Below are 20,992 nucleotides of genomic sequence, written 5' to 3' on the forward strand. Positions count from 1 at the left end.
TGCGGGCTGGACAGGGCGTGCGGACGGGCCTAGCATCCGGGGCATGACCGATTGGGACGGCAGGCGCTGGCATGACATGGGCGGACAGGACGCAGGGCCTGTGCCGATGGAGGGACATGATTTCGCGCTGTGGGAAAAGCGCGTGGATGCGCTGATGGTGCTCTGCGGGCAAAAGGGGCTTTTCACCGTCGATGGGTTGCGCCGCGCGCTTGAGGACATGGGCGAGGAGGCGTTCGAAAAATACAGCTATTACGAACGCTGGATCGCCGCCGTGAACCAGAACCTGATCGAGGCCGGGGTCTACAGCATCGAGGAACTGGCCGCGCGGATGGATGAGGTGGCCGCGCGCGGCGAGAGCTATGGCGAGGCGCAGTCGAATGGCTGAGCGGGTGCGTGTGAAGGCGCTGACGCCGCCCGGGCATGTGCGCGCGCCCTTCTACCTGCGCGGCAAGGTGGGCGTGATCGAGCGCACGCTCGGCGAGTTCGGCAATCCCGAGCAACTGGCCTATGGGCTGCCTGCCGAGCGAAAGCCGCTCTACCGCGTGCGCTTTACCATGGCCGAGATCTGGGGCGCGCGGGCCGAGCGCCCCGGCGACACGCTCGATGCCGAGATCTATGGCCACTGGATCGAGAGACTTGACGCCGATGCCCCATGACCACCACGACCACGATCACGACCATTTCCACCATGAGGGGATGAGCCCCTCGGGCCATCCCTATCGTGGCGACAACGATGGTCCGCTCACCTATTGGCAGCGCATGGAGATCGCCGTGCGCGAGCTCATGCTTGAAAAAGGCCACCTGACACCCGCCGAAATCGCCGCGCAGATCGAGACGATGGACGCACGCAGCCCCGCCAACGGTGCGGCGGTGGTGGCGCGGGCCTGGATCGACCCCGCGTTCAAGGCGCGGCTGCTGGCCAATGCGTCGGAGGCGAGCCGTGAGATGGGATTCGATATCGGGCCGCTTCACCTGATCGCGGTCGAGAATACCGCGGACACCCATAACCTCATCGTCTGCACGCTGTGTTCATGCTATCCGCGCAATCTGCTGGGCCTGCCGCCCGACTGGTACAAGACCCGCGCCTATCGAAGCCGCGCCGTGCGCGAGCCACGAACGGTGTTGCAGGAGTTCGGACTGGATTTGCCCGATCATGTCACCGTGCGCGTCCATGACAGCACCGCCGACATGCGCTATATCGTGCTACCCGCACGCCCCGAGGGGACCGAAGGCATGAACGAAGCGGCGCTGGCCAAGCTGGTGACGCGCGATTCGATGATCGGCACGGGGCTGCCGCGCAGTGCCTGACCGCGGGTGGGCGTTACGACGGTCGTGGTTGGCATTTTATGGTGCAAGATTCTTGAACAGTTTTGCGGGTGTACGGCGTTGAAAAAGCGCCCGCCCGGGGGGCGGTCGGGCGCTGCGCGGCGGCGCGTAGCGCGCCTTGATTCCGCGCATGGTCACCAAGCCCTGTGAGTCAGCAAAAGGCCGACAATCGGCCCTTTTCTCAGGCTGCGAACATCAGCGCTTGCGGTCGCGGCGGCTCGACATCGGTTGAAAGGCGACGCCGACATGCGCCTCGCAATAGGGCTTGCCGCTTTGCACCGGAAGACCGCAGAACCAGAAATCCGGTGTCGCCGGATCGCCCACGGGCCATTTGCAGGTCCGCTCGGTCAGTTCCATCAGCGTGAGCCTTTTCGCCTTCTTCTCGATCTCGTTGACCTTGGCGAGGGCCTCGGGGTCGATCTCGTTGGCCGAAGGCTGCGGCGGCAAGGGGCGACCCGCCGGGATGATCGCCTTGGCGCGCGCTTGCGAGACGCTCGTCACCGGCTGCTCCGGCTCGACGCTTTCCACCGGCCTTGGGGCGGGCTTTGGCGCGGGTTTGGACGCGGGCCTCGCAGCCTCGGGCGCGGGTGTCGCAGGCGCGGGTGCAGCCGCAGGTGCGCCGCCGCCGTTGCGGTTCGACAGGCCCAGCCTGTGCACCTTGCCGATCACCGCGTTGCGCGTGACCCCACCCAGTTCCTTGGCGATCTGGCTGGCGGATTGCCCCTCGGTCCACAACTTCTTCAACAGATCGACGCGCTCATCGCTCCACGACATTCGGGGCTTCCCTTGATGGTAAAAGGCGCGCTTGGACACAGTAGCGCCCGCCCGCCTTGTCATTCGGATCAGGGTCCTATTCTAATCACTCGCCGGTGAGTTACAAGGCACCGAATCGCCTGAGACGGAAAAGGAGCGCCCCATGACCCATGCCACCGAGCCGCACCCGCAGCCCATGGGCGCGCGGCGCTTCGGGCGGGTCAACTGGTTGGGCCTTGTGACGCTGGCCGGGCGCGAGAACCGCCGCTTTCTTGCAGTCTGGACGCAGACGCTGTTGGCGCCGCTGGTGACGGCGGCGCTGTTCATGGTGATCTTTACCATCGCGATCGGGCCGCACAGGGGCGCGGTAATGGGGGTGGATTTCACCACCTTCATCGCGCCGGGCATCTTGATGATGACGGTGATCCAGAACGCCTTTGCCAACACCTCTTCCTCGGTGGTGATTTCCAAGGTGCAGGGCAATATCGTCGATACGTTGATGCCGCCGCTTTCGGGGGGAGAGTTGCTTGTGGGCTATCTGGCGGGGGGTGTGGGGCGCGGGGTGCTGGTGGCTCTGGCCATCGCGTTCGGGCTGTGGCTGGTGCTGGGGATCGTGCCGGCGCATCCTTTGTGGGTGGCCGCCTTCGTCGTGGTGGGCGCAACACTTCTCAGTGCGCTTGGCCTTGTTGCGGGCATTTATGCCAACAAGTTCGACCAGATGGCGGCAATCACGAATTTCATCGTGACGCCGCTGGCATTTCTCTCGGGCACCTTCTACTCGGTCGAGGCGCTGCCGCCCGTGCTTTACGCGATCACCCATGTGAACCCGGTCTTCTACCTCATCGACGGGGTGCGTTACGGTATGATCGGTGTGTCGGACAGTGCACCTCTGGCGGGTCTGGCCATCAGCTTCGCAACGACACTGGCGATCTGTCTTCTCGCCTGGACGATGCTGGCACGGGGCTGGCGACTCAAGGTCTGAGGGCTATCGGCAGACCTGTTCGGCGCGGTCGGCATAGACCTTGTAGGCGCTCCAGAATCGCTGATCGGCGGGGCGAGTCGATGTGCGCACCTCCTGCGCCGAATGGGGATCTCGGTAAAAGCCGACGGCGCGGCGCTGTTCGGCGCTGCTCAGCGTCTGGTTCGCCACCGCCTGGATGCAGCCGCAAAGCGCGGGCGAGCGCGCCCGACGGTCAGAGGACATGCAGGCATCCGAGATCGGCCCCGATGCCATCGGTCGCCCGCCGCGCCCATCGCCGTCAAAGCGGCTGCCCCCGCCACAGGAGGCCAGCACAAGCACCAGCCCGAAGAATGTCACCTGTCTCATGTGTTCTGCCTCTGCTGCCCCTGCCCCCGTGCAGCCGAGGGTCTGTTACAGGCGTAGATGGCGCAAACCCGGCTGATTTTCAATTCACAACCGCATAAAGGCGCCGCCGCAGGGACGATTCGAAGGATGGAGCGGGCGACGGGAATCGAACCCGTATCATCAGCTTGGAAGGCTGAGGTCTTACCATTACACAACGCCCGCATTGCCTTCCAATTAGGACAGCGCGCCGCGCGGGTCAAGCGGTGGCTCAGTAACTCTGCGCCTTGCGGATTTTCGTCATCCGGCCTTCCTCGGCGATTGCACCGCCGAGGGTCTTCACCCCCTTGTCGCGCAAAAGTGCCAGCATCCGCACGAAGACCTCTGCCGTCGCCACCGTGTCGCCCATGGCGGTATGGCGCGCCTCGGGCGGGATGGTGACCCCGAAGCGCGCGCAGAGCGCATCGAGCGTATGCTGCCCGGTATGATCGAACAGGCCCGCCGACATCAGCACCGTGCAGAGCACCGGATTGTCGAAGCGCCGACCGATCACCTGTTCCTTGAGCCGCAGAAAGGCCAGATCGAAGGGCGCGTTATGGGCCACCAGAACAGACCCCTGACAGAAATCGTGGAACCGCTGGCCCACGTCGCGGATGTCGGGCGCGCCCTCGACCATGGCATCGGTGATGTGGTGCACACGGGTCGAGGCGGGCGGAATCGGACGGCCGGGATTGACCAGCGCATCGAAGGTCTCGCCGCGCAGGATGCGCCCGTTGACGATGCGCAGCCCCGCGATCTGCACGATCTCGTCGCCGCCACGCGGTGACAGGCCCGTGGTCTCGGTGTCGAAAACGACAAAGCTCAGCTCCGACAATTCGCGCGCGGCCATTTCGGCGCTTGGCGCGGAGGGGAGGTTGAAATCGTAGAATTCGGGCCGCGCATCGCCGGGGGCAAGCGGCGCGCTGGCCGTTGGTAGGGGCAGCACGATCCGGTGCGATGTGCCCTGCCCCTCGGCCCAGATCGTGCTCTGATGCGCCTCAAGCGCATCGCGGCCCGAGTAATGGCCATAGGCGGGCGAGAGTGGCGCGGCGAGCCAGGCCATGATCTCGCCGTCGGTGGCAACTTCGCCCTGCCAGCCAAGGACAATGCGCGTCTCGGCCCCATCCTCCTCGGCGACGAGGGTAAAGCCCTCGCGCGTGCCGCTGGCCCCAAGCCGCTCGATCAGCCGCGCGAGCAGTGTGGCGATGCCAAAGCCGTCACAGGCGATCATGGCGTTGGTGGGCGTGGCGATGACGCTCAGCGCATCGCGCGCGCGCACCGCGTCAAAGATATGGCTTGCCGCCACGGCAGAGACCGGCCAGCGGCGCGAGGTGGCCGCGGCCTGTTCGGTCGCCATGCTGTCGATGACCTCGAAAAGCCGCGCGACCTCTTCGGAGATCCCCTTGCGAAAATTCGCGCGCGCCTCGGGGGGCAGGTCGGCACCGGTCTCGAGCACGTCCAGAAGCGCCGCGATAGTGCCCGAGGGGCGGCGCACGCCTTCCAGCAAGGCGTTGAAAAGGTGGGCCTGTTCGGCATGGGAGCGCAGATCGTCGGTGGCGTCGCGAAAGATCAGCACATGGCCCGACAGTTCCTCATCCGAGAGGATCGGGGTGACGCGTCCCTGAAGAAAGCGCTTGCCATCGCTCGAAGCGGCAAGAAAGGTCTCGGCCGCGATGCGCCCCGCGATGCGCGCGTCCTCTACACGCCGCAGCGCATCCGTGACAGGCTCGGGGCGCAGCACCGCGTCAAGCGGGCGGTCGAGCCCGATTTTCGGCAGAAGTTCCTGCGCCATGCGGTTGTAGAGCATCACCCGGTTGTCGGGCGTAGCCACCACCGCGCCTTCGCCCAGATCACGGAACAGCGCCTCGAACAGGGCCTTTTCGCGGGCGATGCGGGCGGTTTCACGTTCGACCGCGCGTTGCCGCGCGGCGCGCGCCTCGGCCAGCGCAGCGTTGATCGCATTGGCGGCGGGGGCAAGCGTGCTGAGATGTTTGGCCTGTGCCTCGTCGATCTGCAAATCGACATCGGCGCGCGCGCGGGTGGTAAGGTCAGAGGCGAGCGCGAGAATGGGCTTGGCCACGTTCTCATCGAACAGCAGCCCGATCCAGGCGGAGAGGCCCAGCAGGCCCAGAGCGGCAATGATCCCGCCCATCAGGAAGCCATCGACCGGCCCGCCGCCGCGAAGATGCCCGAACCAGAGCGCCGCGCCGATGATCACCGCCCCCCCGAGACCGAGCGCCGCGAAGAAAAGCGCAAAACGCAGCCGCAGCCCAAGCTGCTGGGTCAGCCGCTCAATCATGAGTCCCCTCCAGAAGCGCGCAGACCTTTTGCGTCAGATCGGCCGTGGAAAACGGTTTGGTCATGAAGGCGTCGGCGCCCACGGCCATGCCCTTGCGGCGCTCCATCTCGCCGCCGCCAGCGGTAATCATCAACACCTTGACGCCTTTCAGCGCCTCATCGCGCCGGATGAGTTGACAGATCTCATAGCCCGACTTGCCCGGCAGCATCACGTCAAGCACCACAAGATCGGGGCGCTGTTCGGCCAGTGCGACCATCGCATCCGTGCCGGTGGCCACACGCCTCAGCGCATAACCCGCCCGCCCGATCAGATGGCTGAGCGCAAGGGCGATATTGTCCTCGTCCTCGACAAGCAGAACCGTTTTTTGCGACATCGCGGGCCTCCTCTCCCGGTCAGGACGTGCAGAGCGCCTCCAGGAGCGGATCATCTTTCGGCGCGCTCCTCCAGGCGGCCTGAGACAGATCGGCAAGCGCGGCCTCGGTGACCTCGGCGCGCGCCCGGTTGGGGCAATCCACGAATTGCGGCAGCCGCGCCGGAGGGTTCCAGCGGGCGAAAAGATAGATATCGGCCAGAAGCACGCCGGGCGCTTCTGGGTTGGTCTGAACCCCCGCACGATCAAGCGCCATGAAGCGCGTGACCTGCGGCACGACATGGGTCCAGGGTCTCCACAGTTTCGATTCCGGGATCGCGACCAGAACCTCGACCCCCTCGGGCAGGGTGCCCGCCGTGCGGGAGGCCCAGCTGTATTCCGACCAGATGGCGTAGGCGAGCATCGCCAGACCCGCCGCCGCTGGCGCGGCATAACGCGGCAGCCTGCCACCGGTCAGGTGTGCAAGGGCAAAGACTGCGGCGGCCGCCCCGATCCCGGCGGCAAAGGTCGCGATGAGTTCAAGGAACATTCTAGGTCAGCACCCCTCGGGATTGTCCCACGGCCGATTGCATCGTCTTGATGACCATGAAGGCGTCGCGCAGGTGGTTGCGCTCCAGATCCGACATATCGGCGGGATTCATGAAATTGTCTGGCTTCTCGCCGCGCAGGATCTGCGCCGCCTGATGGCGCAGCCGGGTTTCGGCAATCAGGTCGTAGGCGTCAAGCAGGTCGTGGGATCCACTCTCGGACACCACCCCCGCCTCGCGCCCCGCTTCGATGCGCTCGCGCGTGCCCGTCACTTCGAGTTCGCCCAGAAGCGCATAGATACGCCCCAGATCCACCACCGGCACAACCCCGGAATGCTTTAGGTCAATGGTGTTCTTGTGCTCGCCCGAGCGGATCAGCGCAAAGCCCCGGAACAGGCCCAACGGCACCGTATGCTTGAGCGAATTGGCGATCATGTGGGCGACGAAGATCGAGTTCTTGCGCGCGGCCGCAAGCACCTCGGCCTGGAGATCCTTGAACAGCGCCGTCTCGCCCGCGATCGGGCGCAGGTCGAACATGACCGAGGCCAGCATCTGCGCCTGGTTGTCGGGCTGCGCGATCCAGCCGGCGAAGTAGTTGCGCCAGGTGCGGCGTGGTTGACGCCAGCGCGGGTTGGTCGCCATCATGTCGCCGGGGCAGTAGAAGAAACCGCAAGTATCGAGCCCATCGCTGACATATTTCGCAAGCGCGCTGAAATAAGCGTCATGCTTGTCCGACTCGAACGCATCATCGAGGATGATGCAATTGTCCTGATCGCTGATGCCGGTCTGTTCGCGCCGCCCCTGAGAGCCGCAGGCGGCCCAGAGGTAGGGCACAGGCGCGGGGCCCAGTTCGGTCTCGGCCAGGCGAAGCAGGCGCCGGGTGATTGCGTCGGTGATATCGGTGATCCGGCGGGTGATTGAGTGCGGCTTGACCCCCGCCCGCACGAGTTGCGCCAGAAGACCCGGCACGCGCTCCATGACATGCGCCATGTCCTCGGCCGATCCTGCGCTGGCAATGTCCGCGACCATGTGGCTGGCGGTGGCGGCTTGCTGGCGGAACAGGTCTGTCTTGCCGATCATACCCACGACACGCCCACCCTGCGCCACCGGCAGATGGTTGACGCCCAGTTCCGCGAGCTTCATCAGCGCGTCAAGACCCAGTTGCGTCGGCGCGATGGTCACCGGGTCGCGGGTCATCACCTGCGCGACGGGGATTTCGCCCGACAGCCCCTCGGCCAGAACCTTGTTGGTCAGGTCGTGGCTGGTGATTATGCCCTCAAGGCGCGCGCCCTCCATCACCACCACTGAGGAAATGACATGTGCCCGCATCAGCCGCGCCACATCGGTGATGGTGGCGTCGGGCGCGCAGGTGATGGGTGTTTTCGCCATCAGATCCGAGACCTGAAGCGCGGTCAGCCCGGTCGCATAAGGCCCGTCATCGGAATTGCGGACGGGACGAGCGCGCGCAAACCATTGCCCGACGTCGGCCACCTCGTCCATCAGGCGCAGGAACCAGTCGGCGGGCACAAGGATGAGTTGCGTCGCCTCGACCGCGCGCGCGGTCAGTTGCGCGGTGCCGTCCCGTAACAGGCCGCGCTCGCCCATCATGTCACCGGGGCCACGCCGCGAGACCGGCTCGCTTCCCCCCGTGACGATATCGAGCGCGCCCGTCTCAACCAGATAGAGCCCCTTGAGCGGATCACCGGTGGCAAAGAGCACTTCGTTCGCTTCGAGCGTCACTCGGCGCAGGACCGGGGCCAGCTCGGTGCGCAGCGCCCCCGGCACCGCGCCAAACGGAGCGTTACGACACAGAATCTCGATCGGGGTTGGCTCGGCTTTGGCCATCGCGTGGCTCCCTCGCGAGTTTGGGAAAAGGACCTAAAAGCGCCCTGTCATGCCGGAAATACCGGCGGGCGTAGGGGACAGGGGCGGCATGTGCCGCCCCTGTCCATGCCTTGTTCAGTGACCCGTGGCCGCACCGGCACCGCGCGGGATGCGCACGCTTTCGACGAGGTCCTGGATTTCCTTCGGCGGCTCTGCCGTCATGCTCGCCACGAGATAGGCCGCGCCAAAGTTCAGCAGCGCACCGATCGGGCCGAAATGCGTCGGCGGAATACCGAACAGGTATTGATCCGCGGTCAGCACGTTCGTGCCGGGGACAAAGAACCAGCCCAGGTAGAGGAACAGGTAGAGCGTCGTCGAGATCAGACCGGCGAGCATGCCAGCCGTCGCGCCCGCCGAGTTCATGCGCTTGGAGAAGATCCCCATCATCAGCGTCGGGAAGAGCGAGGCCGCCGCCAGACCGAAGGCCAGCGCCACCACCTGAGCGGCAAAGCCCGGCGGGTTCAGGCCCAGATAGGTCGCCACCACGATCGCCACGGACATCGAGATACGGGCGGCCAGAAGCTCGCCTTTTTCCGAGATGCCGGGATTGATCGTCGATTTGATCAGGTCGTGGCTGATGGCCGAGGAGATGGCCAGCAGAAGACCGGCAGCGGTCGAGAGCGCCGCGGCGATACCACCGGCGGCGATGAGCGCGATGACCCAGCCCGGCAGACCGGCGATTTCAGGGTTGGCCAGCACGAGGATGTCACGGTTGAAGGTCACAAGCTCGTTGCCCGCCCAGCCACGCTCGGCAGCCATTGCCTGCATCTTGGGGCTTTTCTCGTTATAGTACTGGATCAGACCATCGCCGTTCTTGTCCTCGACGCCGAGCAGACCGGTCACGCGCCAGGTTTCGAACCAGTCGGGCAGATCTTCGACCGCGACGGCCTCGCCCTGCACGCCCTGCGGCCACATGGTGGTCATGATGTTCAGACGCGCCATGGCACCCACAGCCGGAGCGGTGAGGTAAAGCAGCGCGATGAACACCAGCGCCCAACCCGCCGACCAGCGCGCATCAGCCACGCGCGGCACGGTGAAGAAGCGGATGATCACATGCGGAAGGCCCGCGGTGCCGATCATCAGCGACAGGGTGAAGAGCGCCATCAGCCAAGGGCTGGAGCCGGTGGTATAGGCGTTGAAACCCAGATCCGTCAGAAGCCCGTCAAGCGTCACCAGAAGGTGCTGCCCGGATGCGGTATGCTCGGAGAACATGCCGATCTGCGGCAGGAATACGCCGGTCAGTTGCAGCGAGATAAAGATCGCCGGAATGGTATAGGCGATGATCAGCACGCAATACTGCGCCACCTGCGTGTAGGTGATGCCCTTCATCCCGCCAAGCACGGCGTAGACGAAAACCACCGCCGACGCGATCAGCAGACCGGTGGTGTTGTCCACCTCAAGAAACCGCGAGAAGGCCACGCCAGCACCGGCCATCTGACCGATCACATACGTGACCGACATGGTGATGAGCGCGATAACCGCCACAACGCGGGCGGTGTTGCTGTAAAAGCGGTCGCCGACGAATTCCGGCACGGTATATTTGCCGAACTTGCGCAGATAGGGCGCAAGCAGCATGGCCATGAGAACATAGCCGCCGGTCCAGCCCATGAGGAAGGTTGAGTTGTTGTAGCCCACGAAGGCGATGAGACCCGCCATCGAGATGAACGAAGCCGCCGACATCCAGTCAGCCGCCGTGGCCATGCCGTTGACGACCGGGTTCACGCCGCGGCCTGCGGCATAGAATTCCGCGGTCGATCCCGCGCGGGCCCAGATCGCGATGCCGAAATAGAGCGCAAAGCTCAGTCCGACGACGATCATGTTGAGTGTCGTTTGATCCATGTCTTGCCCCCCTTACTCTTCCACGCCGTGTTCGGCATCAAGCTTGTTCATACGCCAAGCGTAGAAGAAGATCAGCACGAGGAACACGAGAATGGACCCTTGCTGCGCGAACCAGAACCCGAGATCGGTGCCGCCAACGGCAATCCCCGAGATCATCGGCCGCAGCAGGATGCCGAACCCGAACGATGCCAGAGCCCAGATCACCAGGCTCCATGTGATGAGACGCAGATTGGCCTTCCAATATGCGTTAGCAGAGTCTTGATCGGACAAAGCCTGTCCTCCCTTTTTCATGGTTTCCTCCTGCCCGCACCGGCACACGCCGGAACGGACCTCCCCTTAAACGACCGTCTTGCGGACGATCGCGTTCAGCGCTTGCGAAACGGCCCCGATCTCGGCCATCGCATCGACGCGGGCAAGCACACCCTTCGCGTCGTAATAGTCGATCAGCGGCGCGGTCTGCGCATGATAGGCGCGCAGGCGTTGCTCCACTGTCTCGGCATTGTCATCGGCGCGCCGCGTCATCTCGGTCGCCCCGCATTTGTCGCAGACGCCCGCCTTGGCGGGTGTCTTGAAGCTGTCGTGATACCCCTCACCGCACTTGGCGCAGGTGTAGCGGCCCGCGATGCGTGCCACCATCGCCGCGTCGTCCACTTCGAGGCTGATCGCCGCGCCAATGCTCTGCCCGGTCTCGGCCATGAGCGCATCGAGCGCCTCGGCCTGCACCGTGGTGCGCGGAAAGCCGTCGAGAATAACGCCACGTGCGCAATCGGGATCGGCCAGCCGGTCGCGCAGGATGGCGATGACGATCTCGTCCGAGACCAGATCGCCCGCCTCCATCACGGCCTTGGCCGCGCGGCCCGCCTCGGTGCCTGCGGCCACGGCCGCGCGCAGCAGATCGCCGGTCGAAAGCTGCACAAGGCCAAAGCTCTCTTCCAGCATCCGCGCCTGGGTGCCCTTGCCCGCGCCCGGAGGCCCGAGCAGGACAAGGTTCACGCATCCCTGTGCGGTGTCGGTTCCATCCATGTCCATGACCCCGCTCAGGCGTTCGCGCGATTGGCGATGAGATCATCGACCACCGACGGATCGGCCAGTGTCGAGGTGTCGCCAAGTGAACCGTAATCGTTCTCGGCGATCTTTCGCAGGATACGGCGCATGATCTTGCCCGAGCGGGTCTTGGGGAGGCCCGGCGCCCACTGGATCACATCGGGCTTGGCAATCGGGCCGATTTCCTGGCGCACCCAGTTCTGCAATTCGGTGCGCAACGCATCTGTGGCCTCAACCCCGTCCATCAGCGTGACATAGCAATAGATGCCCTGCCCCTTGATGTCATGCGGATAGCCCACCACGGCGGCCTCGCTGACGGTGGCATGGGCGACCAGCGCGCTTTCCACTTCCGCCGTGCCCATCCGGTGCCCCGAGACGTTGATCACGTCATCCACGCGGCCAGTGATCCAGTAATCGCCGTCCTCGTCGCGGCGGCAGCCGTCGCCGGAGAAGTAGTAACCCTTGAACATCTCGAAATAGGTCGAGACGAACCGGCTGTGATCCCCCCAGATGGTGCGCATCTGGCCGGGCCAGCTATCCTTGAGCGCCAGCACGCCCTCGACCGCGCCGTCCAGCTCGTTACCCTTGTCATCAAGCACGACGGGCTGCACGCCAAAGAAGGGCTTGGTGGCCGAACCGGGCTTGGGCGTATCCACCGCGCCGGGCAGCGGCGTGATCAGGATGCCGCCGGTTTCGGTCTGCCACCAGGTATCGACGATCGGGCAGCGGCCCTTGCCGACATTCTCGTTATACCAGTTCCACGCCTCGGGGTTGATCGGCTCTCCGACAGAACCCAGAATGCGCAGGCTGGAAAGGTCAGAGCCCTCGACAGGGCCGGTGCCCTTGCCCATCAGCGCGCGAATGGCGGTGGGGGCGGTGTAGAACTGCGTCACCTTGTGCTTTTCGCAGACCTGCCAGAAGCGGCCCGCATCGGGGTAGGTCGGCACGCCCTCGAACATCAGCGTCGTGGCACCATTGGCAAGCGGCCCATAGACGATGTAGCTGTGGCCCGTGACCCAGCCCACATCGGCCGTGCACCAGTAGATATCACCCTCGTGGTAATCGAAAATGTATTCATGCGTCATCGAGGCGTAGACAAGATAGCCGCCGGTGGTGTGCACCACGCCCTTGGGCATCCCCGTTGAACCGGAGGTGTAGAGGATGAACAGCGGATCCTCTGCGCCCATTTCCTCGGGCGGGCAATCGGCGCTGACCTTTTCGGCCTCCTCGTGCCACCAGAAATCAAGACCGTCGCGCCAGGCCACCTGCCCGCCGGTGCGTTTGACCACAAGGCATTTGACATCCGTGGTGTCGTGCAGCAGCGCCTGATTGACGTTGTCCTTGAGCTTGGTCGCGCGGCCGCCGCGGGGGGCGTGATCGGCAGTGATGACCAGCTTGGCGTCGCAGCCGTTGATCCGCGCGCCCAGCGCGTCGGGCGAGAACCCGGCAAAGACGATCGAGTGAATCGCACCGATCCGCGCGCAGGCCAGCATGGCATAGGCCGCCTCGGGGATCATCGGCATGTAGATCACCACGCGGTCGCCGCGCCCGATGCCAAGGCTCTTGAGCACATTGGCCATCTTGCAGGTCTGTGCGTGCAACTCACGATAGCTGATGTGAAGCGCCTCGTCGGTGGGCGAGTCCGGTTCCCAGATGATCGCGGTCTGGTCGCCGCGCGTGGCCAGATGCCGGTCGATGCAGTTGGCCGAAACGTTCAGCGTGCCATCCTCGAACCATTTGACCGACACATTGTCATAGGCAAACGACGTATTCTTCACCTTGGTGTAGGGCTTGATCCAGTCGATTCGCTTGCCATGCTCGCGCCAGAACCCCTCGGGGTCGCGAATCGATTCGGCATACATGCGCGCATAGGTGTCGGCGTCGATGTGAAAACCCTTTGCGCCTGCACCAGCAACAGTATCGGCCATATCCGAAAATCCTCCATCCCTTGTGTGAGTGCGGCCAGCGCCGCGCCCCTGAACATCTCCCAAAAGAAACTTTATTTCAAACGGAGCAAAAAATTAACAGTTTGCTTTTACGCCGAGCAATTCCTGTGAAAATTTGAAACAGATTCTGCAAAAATCTTGTCAAGATATTTACAGTCGCCGCGTGGCGCGACTCACCCCATGCCCGGCGATCCGCGCCGCCGCCCTTGAACCTGGGCCAAAATCGCACAACTGTGCAGCGACACAGGAGGCAGCCATGCCCTACGCCCATTCCGACAAGACCGCGCCCGCCCTCGCCAACCCGGCACCGGACGTGCGCGCGCGTGAAAAGCTCGAAGGCGGCAAGCGATTCGTCCTGCACACCGAATTTCAGCCCGCGGGCGATCAGCCCGGTGCCATTGCCGAATTATGCGCGGGGATACTGGGCGGCGAGCGTGATCAGGTCCTGCTTGGTGCAACCGGCACCGGCAAGACCTTTACCATGGCCAAGGTGATCGAGAAGACGCAGCGCCCCGCCATCATCCTTGCGCCCAACAAGACCCTGGCGGCGCAGCTTTACGGGGAATTCAAGGGCTTCTTTCCCGAAAACGCGGTGGAATATTTCGTCAGCTACTATGACTATTACCAGCCCGAAGCCTATGTGCCGCGTTCGGACACCTTTATCGAGAAGGAATCCCAGATCAACGAACAGATCGACCGGATGCGCCACTCGGCCACTCGCGCCCTTCTGGAACGCGATGACGTCATCATCGTGGCGTCGGTGTCGTGCATCTACGGTATCGGCTCGGTCGAGACCTACGGCGCGATGACGCAGGATCTGGCCGTCGGCACCGACTATGACCAGCGCACGATCATGGCCGATCTGGTGGCGCAACAATATCGCCGCAATGATCAGGCGTTCCAGCGCGGATCGTTCCGGGTGCGCGGCGACAGCCTGGAAATCTGGCCCGCCCACCTCGAGGATCGCGCATGGCGGCTCTCGTTCTTTGGCGAGGAGTTGGAGAGCATCACCGAGTTCGACCCCCTCACCGGCGAAAAAACCGACACGTTCGAGAAAATCCGCATCTACGCCAATTCGCATTATGTGACGCCCAAGCCGACCATGCAGCAGGCGATTCAGGGCATCAGGCGCGAGTTGCGCCAGCGCCTTGATCAGTTGGTGAACGAGGGCAAGTTGCTTGAGGCGCAGCGGCTGGAGCAGCGCACCAGTTTCGATCTGGAGATGCTCGAGGCCACCGGCGTCTGCAACGGGATCGAGAATTATTCGCGCTACCTCACGGGCCGCGCCCCCGGAGAGCCGCCCCCCACGCTCTTTGAATTCATCCCCGACAACGCCATCGTCTTTGCCGATGAGTCCCACGTTTCCGTGCCCCAGATCGGCGGCATGTATAAAGGCGACTACCGGCGCAAGTTCACGCTGGCCGAACATGGCTTTCGCCTGCCCTCGTGCATGGACAACCGACCCCTCAAGTTCGAGGAATGGGACGCCATGCGTCCGCAATCGGTCTTTGTCTCCGCCACCCCCGCCGCGTGGGAGATGGAGCAGACCGGCGGCGTCTTTACCGAACAGGTGATCCGGCCCACCGGGCTGCTTGACCCACAGGTCGAAATCCGGCCTGTGGAAACCCAGGTCGATGATCTGTTGGACGAAGTGCGCCGCGTCGCCGCCGATGGCTACCGGGTTCTTGTCACCACGCTCACGAAACGCATGGCCGAGGATCTGACCGAATACCTGCACGAACAGGGCATCCGCGTGCGCTATATGCACAGCGACATAGACACGATCGAGCGGATCGAGATCCTGCGCGACCTGCGCCTTGGCGCCTTTGACGTGCTGATCGGCATCAACCTCTTGCGCGAGGGGCTGGATATTCCCGAATGTGGCCTTGTCGCCATTCTGGACGCCGACAAGGAGGGTTTTCTACGCTCGGAAACCTCGCTGATCCAGACGATCGGCCGCGCCGCCCGCAACGCGGAGGGGCGCGTCATCATGTATGCCGACCGCATCACCGGCTCGATGGAACGCGCGCTCAACGAGACCGACCGCCGCCGCGCCAAGCAGATCGCCTATAACGAGGAACACGGCATCACCCCCGCCACCATCCGCAAGAATGTCGAGGACATCCTGCAAGGCCTCTACAAGGGCGATGCAGACATGAACCGCGTGACAGCCAAGATCGACAAGCCGCTGGCCGGGGCCAATCTCGCCGCCGTGCTCGACGGGCTGCGCACGGATATGCGCAAGGCCGCCGAGAATCTGGAATTCGAAGAAGCCGCCCGCCTGCGCGACGAGGTGAAACGGCTGGAGGCGGTGGAACTCGCCATCGCCGACGACCCGCTGGCGCGCCAACAGGCGGTGGAACGGGCCTCCGAGGCGGCGGTCGGGTCGCGCGGGCGGTCAACGGCGGGGCGACCGGGGCAGCGGGGGGGGAACGTCAAACGGCGGGGGCGCTAGGTCAGCGCGGGCCGTCGCACAGCACGCCCCAGAGGTCATATTCGCCGGCCTCGTCCACCTCGACGGTGACGATATCACCGACCGAGATCGCATCTGTGCCCTCGTCGATGAAGAGATTGCCGTCGATCTCGGGGGCATCCGCCATGGTGCGGCAGGAGGCCACGCCATCCGCGTCGATCTCGTCCACGATCACCGCGAGGCGCTGGCCGACCTTCGCCGCAAGCCTGGCCTCGGAAATGGCCTGTGCCCGCTCCATGAACCGCTCCCACCGCTCCTGTTTCACCTCTTCGGCAAGATGATCGGGCAAGGCGTTGGAGCGCGCGCCGGCGACATTCTCGTATTTGAAACAGCCCACCCGGTCGAGCTGCGCCTCGTCGAGCCAGTCGAGCAGCGTCTGGAACTCCTCCTCGGTCTCGCCGGGAAAGCCGACAATGAAGGTCGAGCGAAGGGCGATTTCGGGGCACTCGCGCCGCCAGGCGGCGATTTCTTCCAGCGTCCTGGCCGCCGCCGCAGGCCGGGCCATGCGCCTGAGCGTGTCGGGATGGGCGTGCTGGAACGGAATGTCGAGATAGGGCAGCACCAGCCCCTCTGCCATCAGCGGGATGAGGTCGCGCACATGCGGGTAGGGATAGACGTAATGCAGCCGCACCCACGCCCCCAGAGATCCCAGATCGCGGGCAAGATCGGTGATATGGGCGCGGTGGCCCTTCGCCTCGGCATGTTTGAGATCAACGCCATAGGCGGAGGTGTCCTGAGAGATGACCAGCAGTTCCTTCACACCGCTCTCGACCAGCTTTTCGGCCTCGCGGATCACTGCATGGGCGGGACGCGATTGCAGGCGCCCGCGCATGTCCGGGATGATGCAGAAGCGGCACTTGTGATTGCAGCCCTCTGAAATCTTGAGATAACTGTAGTGGCGCGGGGTGAGGCGCACGCCCGAGGCCGGCAGCAGGTCGATGAACGGATCGGGCGCGGGCGGCACGGCGGCGTGGACCGCGTCAAGCACCTGTTCATACTGGTGCGGGCCGGTGACGGCGAGGACGCGGGGGTGCACCCCGGTGATATAGTCGGGCTCGGCCCCGAGGCAGCCGGTGACGATCACGCGGCCGTTTTCCTTGAGCGCCTCGCCGATGGCTTCGAGACTTTCGGCCTTGGCGGAATCGAGAAAGCCGCAGGTGTTGACGATCACCGCATCGGCCCCGGCGTAATCCGGCGAGATACCATAGCCCTCGGCGCGCAGGCGCGTCAGGATGCGCTCGCTGTCGACCAGCGCCTTGGGGCAGCCGAGCGAGACCATGCCGATCCTCGGCTGGCCCTCGCGGGCCGTCTCGGGCAAACGCGCACGCGGCGCGAGGTCGGGGCGAAGATCAACTGGGTTCTGCGACATGAGGCGCGATATAGCGATCACGACCACGCGCGGGAAGGGCAAAAACGGTTGCCGCGCGGGAAGCGCGCGCCCTAGAGTCGGAACAGTGATTGCGGGAGGCATGTCATGCGGTGGTTGGTTCGGTTGATCGGTCTTGTGGTCGTGCTTGCGGCCTTTTTCCTCGGCGCCCTGTTCTTCCTGCCCGGCGAACGGATCGCGAAGATCGCCGCCGAGCAGATCACCCGCGCCACGGGCCGCACCGTTACCATGAGCGGCGAGACGCGGCTGAGCCTCTATCCCGTACTCGGCGTCTCGACCGGGGCGGTGGAAATCGCCAATGCCGACTGGTCGAAGGCCGGGCCCATGCTGCGCGCCGACAGCTTCAAGGTGGGCGTTGATCCCAAGGTGCTCTGGGGCGGGGATATCCGCATCACCGGACTCGAGGCGATCAATCCCGAGATCCGGCTGGAGCGCGCCACCGACGGGCGGGTGAACTGGGAACTGGGCGTCGAAGGTGTTGCGCCCTCGGGGCAGTCGGAGGGGGGCACGCCCGCGCGATCGGCGCGTCTTGGCCTGACGCTCGACCGGGCTCTCATCACCGGCGCGCGGCTTGTCCTTACCGATCACAGCTCGGGCGAGGTGCACCAGATCACCGGTCTCGATCTTGACCTGCGCTGGCCCGACTATGACGGCACGGCGACGCTGGAGGCGTCATTCCGGCGGGGCAGCGGGGCGATCCGGGTCTCGGGGCATCTTGATGAGGTGGGGGCGTTTCTCGACGGAGCGGCAACCGGTGTCGCGGCGACACTATCGGCGGGCGGCGGCACGGTGGGGTTTGCCGGGCGCGCGGGGTTGAGGCCAGAGGCGCAGGGGCGGCTCGATCTCGATATCGGTGACACGGGTGCGTTTCTGGCGTCGCTTGGTGTCGGTGGGGTGGACCTGCCCCAGAGTCTGGGGCGCAGCGTGACAGGCCGCGCCGATGTGACGGTGACGAACGGCACAGCGGTGGCACTGCGCGAGGTGGCCCTGCGGCTTGGGGGCAATTCCCTGACGGGCGCCGCCGATATCGACCTTGCGGGCGAGGTGCCGCGCTTCAACGCGCAGATCAATGCGGGCGCGCTTGACCTGTCGAAACTGGCCGGGGCGGATACGACCGGGGGCGGCGTAGCCTCGGGCTGGTCCAAGGAGAGGATCGACGCAAGCGGGCTGGCGCTGGCCAATGGCGAACTGGCCTTTGCCGCCGATAGCGTCAATCTGGGCGATCTGAAACTGGGCAGGACGCGGGCGCTGATGGTGCTGGACCGGTCGCGCGCCGCGTTCGATCTGCGCGAGGTGCGCGCCTATGACGGGCTGGTGACGGGCGAGTTTGTCGTCAACAACCGCGCGGGCCTGTCGGTGGGGGGCGCGACACGGGCCGAGGGCATCAACCTGGAGCGGTTTCTGACCGATGCGATGGGGATCACGCGCTTTGCCGCAAGCGGATCGGGCGAAATGAGTTTTCTCGGCTCGGGCGCCTCGGTCGAGGCAATCATGAAGAGCCTGAGCGGCAAGGGCCGCGTCTCGACCGGGCGGGGGGTGATCTCGGGGTTTGACCTCGACCGGTTGATGCGCTCGGGCGATGTCACGGGCGGAACCACGGTTTTTGACTCGATGAGCGCGAGTTTCACCATGGAAGGTGGCAACCTGTTCAATCAGGACCTCGCCATGCGGCTGCCGCTGGCGCGGGCCGAAGGCAAGGGCCGCGTGGGCCTTGGCGCGCGCGATCTCGACTATCTCTTCACGCCGGTGCTGCTGGAAGGCGAGACCAGCCGGGGCCTTGCCATTCCGGTGCGGATCAGGGGGACATGGGAGAATCCGAAGATTACGCCCGATCTGGAAAAGGCGCTTGATCTGAACCTCAAGGCCGAGCGCGAGGAACTGGAGAAGAAGGCCGAGGAGCGCATCGAACGCGAGATGCAGAAACAGCTTGGCGTGACCCCGCAGGAGGGGCAGAGCACGCAGGATGCGATCCAGAAGAAGCTTGAGGACAAGGCAACAAAGAAGCTGCGCAAGCTCTTCGACTGAGGCGCAGGATTTGAGTATTTTCAGAACGATGAAGCGAGGACCGGTATGAGCGAGGTTCGGGCGCAATACGAGGCCTATCCCTATCCGTCGCGCGACCCGCAGGAGGAGCGCAAGCGGCTGATTACCGGCTCGCCCTCGCATGTGCTGGAGGTGGATCATTTCGTCTTTCAGGGCGCGCGCGACTGGTCGCGGCCCTTGCGTGTGCTGGTGGCGGGCGGCGGCACCGGTGACGGGCTCATCCAACTTGCGCAGCAGATGGCGGAGGCGGGGCGGGTGGCGGAAATTGTCTATCTCGACCTCTCGACCGCCTCGCGTGCCATTGCCGAGAAGCGGGCGCGGGTGCGCGGGCTGACCGGGATACGGTTCGTCACCGGCAGCCTGATGGACGCAACCGAGCATGGGGAGTTCGACTATATCGACTGTTGCGGGGTGCTGCATCACCTGCCCGATCCGGCGGCGGGGTTTCGTGCGCTGCTGGCGGCGTTGGCGCCGGGGGGCGGCATGGGCTTCATGGTCTATGCGCCCTATGGGAGGTCAGGCGTCTATCCGTTGCAGGAGGCATTCGGCGCACTTTACGAGGGCCTGCCCCCCGAGGCACGTCTTCGGGCAGCGAAGAAACTGGTGGCGGATCTGCCCGAGGGACATCCCTTTGCCTGCAACCCGAATCTGGGCGATCACAAGGATAGCGAAGCGGGGTTTTACGACCTTCTGCTGCATAGCCAGGACCGCGCCTTTGACGTGGCGGCGCTGGTGGCGATACTGGAGGAGACGGGCTGGCACCTCTCGGGGTTCACCATGCCCGCACTGTACGATCCGGGGCGGATCACGGAAGTGCCTGACCACCTAAGTCCGGTGGCGCGCATGGCGGTGGCGGAAAAGCTGCGCGGCACGATCAAGACCCATGTGGGCTATGCGGTGCGCGGCCTTGAGGCGCGCAGTCCGGCGAAGGGCACGAACCGGGCGCTGGTGCCGCATCTCAAGGGCGTGCGCGCGGGTGATCTGGCGCGGGCGGTGTCGGCGGGGCAAAGCCCGAAACTGGGCTTTGGCGGAATGCGCGCGCGGCTCTCGCTGCCGCGCGAAGCGGGGCGGCTGATCGCCGCCGTGGACGGGCGGCGCAGCCTGAGCGAGATCGCTCAGGCTACCGGAACCGACCCGCTGGCCATGGGGGCGCTCTGGGCGCGGATCGAGCGGGAACTGGGCGATTACGGGCTGATGCTCTATTCCTCGATCCTGCGGCGCGGCTGAGCATTCAGACCTCGGGCAGCACGTCGCGCCGGATCATGGTGCGCAGCGCGAAGCTCGATCGCAGAGCGCGGATGCCCGGCGTCTGCATCAGCCCCTCTTCGAGGAAGCGGTCGAAGGCGGCCAGGTCGGCGGCGACCACGCGCAGGAGCACATCGCGCGTGCCGGTCATGAGGTAGCATTCCATCACTTCGTCGAAGCGGCGCAAGCGGTCCTCGAAAGCGCGGATCGCATCGCGACTGTGCTGTTCCAGTTCCACGAAGATGAAGATGCTGAGCGGCAGGCCGAGTTTCTCCTGATCGACGCGCGCGCCATAGCCGGTGATCACGCCCGTGGCCTCGAGCCGGGCGATGCGGCGCGCAAGCGGTGTGGGCGAGAGCCCCACCTCGGCCGAGAGATCGGCGAGACGCGCGCGCCCGTCGCGTTGCAGGGCGGTGATGATGCGGCGGTCGATACTGTCCATTCTTTCCAATCTCCCGGCCCGTTTTGGGGCAAATCCCCAATACTCACGTCGAATTGAGCAAGATTTGCAGTT

General features: G+C 64.9%; 19 protein-coding genes and 1 tRNA gene. 7 read left to right on the forward strand and 13 right to left on the reverse strand.

Going from position 1 to position 20,992, the window contains the following annotated elements; genetic code table 11:
• Window positions 1-43: 43 nt before the first annotated feature.
• Genes KAK09_RS18985 through nthA form a run of 3 tightly spaced genes read left to right on the forward strand, consistent with a single transcriptional unit; the run spans window position 44 to window position 1,308 of the window.
• The gene (locus KAK09_RS18985) at window positions 44-385 is read left to right on the forward strand and encodes an SH3-like domain-containing protein (RefSeq protein WP_272491248.1); all 342 of its coding nucleotides are present in this window, start codon (window positions 44-46) and stop codon (window positions 383-385) included.
• Window positions 378-656, forward strand: a complete 279-nt coding sequence (locus KAK09_RS18990; RefSeq protein ID WP_210878082.1) for an SH3-like domain-containing protein — start codon at window positions 378-380, stop codon at window positions 654-656. Before KAK09_RS18985 ends, KAK09_RS18990 begins: the two co-directional genes overlap by 8 nt.
• Window positions 646-1,308 carry a nitrile hydratase subunit alpha gene (gene nthA, locus KAK09_RS06315; RefSeq protein ID WP_210878083.1) on the forward strand — a complete coding sequence of 221 codons (663 nt, stop codon included), beginning with the start codon at window positions 646-648 and terminating at the stop codon, window positions 1,306-1,308. The genes KAK09_RS18990 and nthA overlap by 11 nt, the downstream gene beginning before the upstream one ends.
• A gap of 213 nt (window positions 1,309-1,521) precedes the next feature.
• Here nthA and KAK09_RS06320 read toward each other — a convergent pair whose 3' ends face one another.
• Window positions 1,522-2,100, reverse strand: a complete 579-nt coding sequence (locus KAK09_RS06320) for a GcrA family cell cycle regulator (protein ID WP_210878084.1) — start codon at window positions 2,098-2,100, stop codon at window positions 1,522-1,524.
• 142 nt (window positions 2,101-2,242) lie between these two features.
• Here KAK09_RS06320 and KAK09_RS06325 point away from each other — a divergent pair, with 142 nt between their 5' ends.
• The gene (locus KAK09_RS06325; RefSeq protein WP_247651100.1) at window positions 2,243-3,061 is read left to right on the forward strand and encodes an ABC transporter permease; all 819 of its coding nucleotides are present in this window, start codon (window positions 2,243-2,245) and stop codon (window positions 3,059-3,061) included.
• A 3-nt stretch (window positions 3,062-3,064) separates the two neighbouring features.
• Here KAK09_RS06325 and KAK09_RS06330 read toward each other — a convergent pair whose 3' ends face one another.
• The 10 genes from KAK09_RS06330 to acs all read right to left on the reverse strand — a co-directional run bounded on the left by KAK09_RS06330 (window position 3,065) and on the right by acs (window position 13,312).
• Window positions 3,065-3,406 carry a hypothetical protein gene (locus KAK09_RS06330; RefSeq protein ID WP_210878085.1) on the reverse strand — a complete coding sequence of 114 codons (342 nt, stop codon included), beginning with the start codon at window positions 3,404-3,406 and terminating at the stop codon, window positions 3,065-3,067.
• A gap of 127 nt (window positions 3,407-3,533) precedes the next feature.
• Window positions 3,534-3,607 (reverse strand) — tRNA-Gly (locus KAK09_RS06335).
• Between the two features lie 46 nt (window positions 3,608-3,653).
• On the reverse strand, window positions 3,654-5,720 hold the full coding sequence (locus KAK09_RS06340; RefSeq protein WP_210878086.1) for an exonuclease domain-containing protein: 2,067 nt from the start codon (window positions 5,718-5,720) through the stop codon (window positions 3,654-3,656).
• Window positions 5,713-6,093, reverse strand: a complete 381-nt coding sequence (locus KAK09_RS06345) for a response regulator transcription factor (protein ID WP_210878087.1) — start codon at window positions 6,091-6,093, stop codon at window positions 5,713-5,715. The genes KAK09_RS06340 and KAK09_RS06345 overlap by 8 nt, the downstream gene beginning before the upstream one ends.
• Window positions 6,094-6,112: 19 nt before the next feature.
• Window positions 6,113-6,619: a hypothetical protein gene (locus tag KAK09_RS06350; RefSeq protein WP_210878088.1), complete on the reverse strand. Its 507-nt coding sequence runs from the start codon at window positions 6,617-6,619 to the stop codon at window positions 6,113-6,115.
• A gap of 1 nt (window position 6,620) precedes the next feature.
• Window positions 6,621-8,462 (reverse strand): DUF294 nucleotidyltransferase-like domain-containing protein, encoded by a 1,842-nt coding sequence (locus KAK09_RS06355; protein WP_210878089.1) that lies wholly within the window; start codon window positions 8,460-8,462, stop codon window positions 6,621-6,623.
• A gap of 114 nt (window positions 8,463-8,576) precedes the next feature.
• A complete protein-coding gene (locus KAK09_RS06360; RefSeq protein WP_210878090.1) occupies window positions 8,577-10,340 on the reverse strand; it encodes a sodium:solute symporter family protein in 1,764 nt (587 codons plus the stop codon).
• A 12-nt stretch (window positions 10,341-10,352) separates the two neighbouring features.
• Window positions 10,353-10,631, reverse strand: coding sequence for a DUF4212 domain-containing protein (locus KAK09_RS06365; protein WP_247651101.1), 279 nt, complete (start codon window positions 10,629-10,631; stop codon window positions 10,353-10,355).
• Window positions 10,632-10,676: 45 nt separating this feature from the next.
• Complete coding sequence (locus KAK09_RS06370) at window positions 10,677-11,363, reverse strand: adenylate kinase (RefSeq protein ID WP_210878292.1); 687 nt, start codon at window positions 11,361-11,363, stop codon at window positions 10,677-10,679.
• A gap of 14 nt (window positions 11,364-11,377) precedes the next feature.
• Window positions 11,378-13,312 carry an acetate--CoA ligase gene (acs, locus tag KAK09_RS06375; protein ID WP_210878091.1) on the reverse strand — a complete coding sequence of 645 codons (1,935 nt, stop codon included), beginning with the start codon at window positions 13,310-13,312 and terminating at the stop codon, window positions 11,378-11,380.
• 274 nt (window positions 13,313-13,586) lie between these two features.
• On the opposite strand from acs, the gene uvrB reads away from it, so the two are divergent.
• Window positions 13,587-15,785: an excinuclease ABC subunit UvrB gene (gene uvrB / locus KAK09_RS06380; protein ID WP_210878092.1), complete on the forward strand. Its 2,199-nt coding sequence runs from the start codon at window positions 13,587-13,589 to the stop codon at window positions 15,783-15,785.
• 1 nt (window position 15,786) lies between these two features.
• Here uvrB and rimO read toward each other — a convergent pair whose 3' ends face one another.
• Window positions 15,787-17,172 (reverse strand): 30S ribosomal protein S12 methylthiotransferase RimO, encoded by a 1,386-nt coding sequence (rimO, locus tag KAK09_RS06385; protein ID WP_210878093.1) that lies wholly within the window; start codon window positions 17,170-17,172, stop codon window positions 15,787-15,789.
• Between the two features lie 105 nt (window positions 17,173-17,277).
• Here rimO and KAK09_RS06390 point away from each other — a divergent pair, with 105 nt between their 5' ends.
• Entirely contained in the window at window positions 17,278-19,215 is a 1,938-nt protein-coding gene (locus KAK09_RS06390) for an AsmA family protein (RefSeq protein WP_210878094.1), read from the forward strand.
• A gap of 45 nt (window positions 19,216-19,260) precedes the next feature.
• Entirely contained in the window at window positions 19,261-20,460 is a 1,200-nt protein-coding gene (locus tag KAK09_RS06395) for a class I SAM-dependent methyltransferase (RefSeq protein ID WP_210878095.1), read from the forward strand.
• A gap of 4 nt (window positions 20,461-20,464) precedes the next feature.
• On the opposite strand, the gene KAK09_RS06400 is transcribed toward KAK09_RS06395, so the two are convergent.
• On the reverse strand, window positions 20,465-20,920 hold the full coding sequence (locus KAK09_RS06400) for an Lrp/AsnC family transcriptional regulator (RefSeq protein WP_210878096.1): 456 nt from the start codon (window positions 20,918-20,920) through the stop codon (window positions 20,465-20,467).
• Between the last annotated feature and the right edge of the window lie 72 nt (window positions 20,921-20,992).

Origin of the sequence: Roseovarius autotrophicus, assembly GCF_018069895.1 — a bacterium.
In the GTDB taxonomy this organism is placed as follows: domain Bacteria; phylum Pseudomonadota; class Alphaproteobacteria; order Rhodobacterales; family Rhodobacteraceae; genus Roseovarius; species Roseovarius autotrophicus.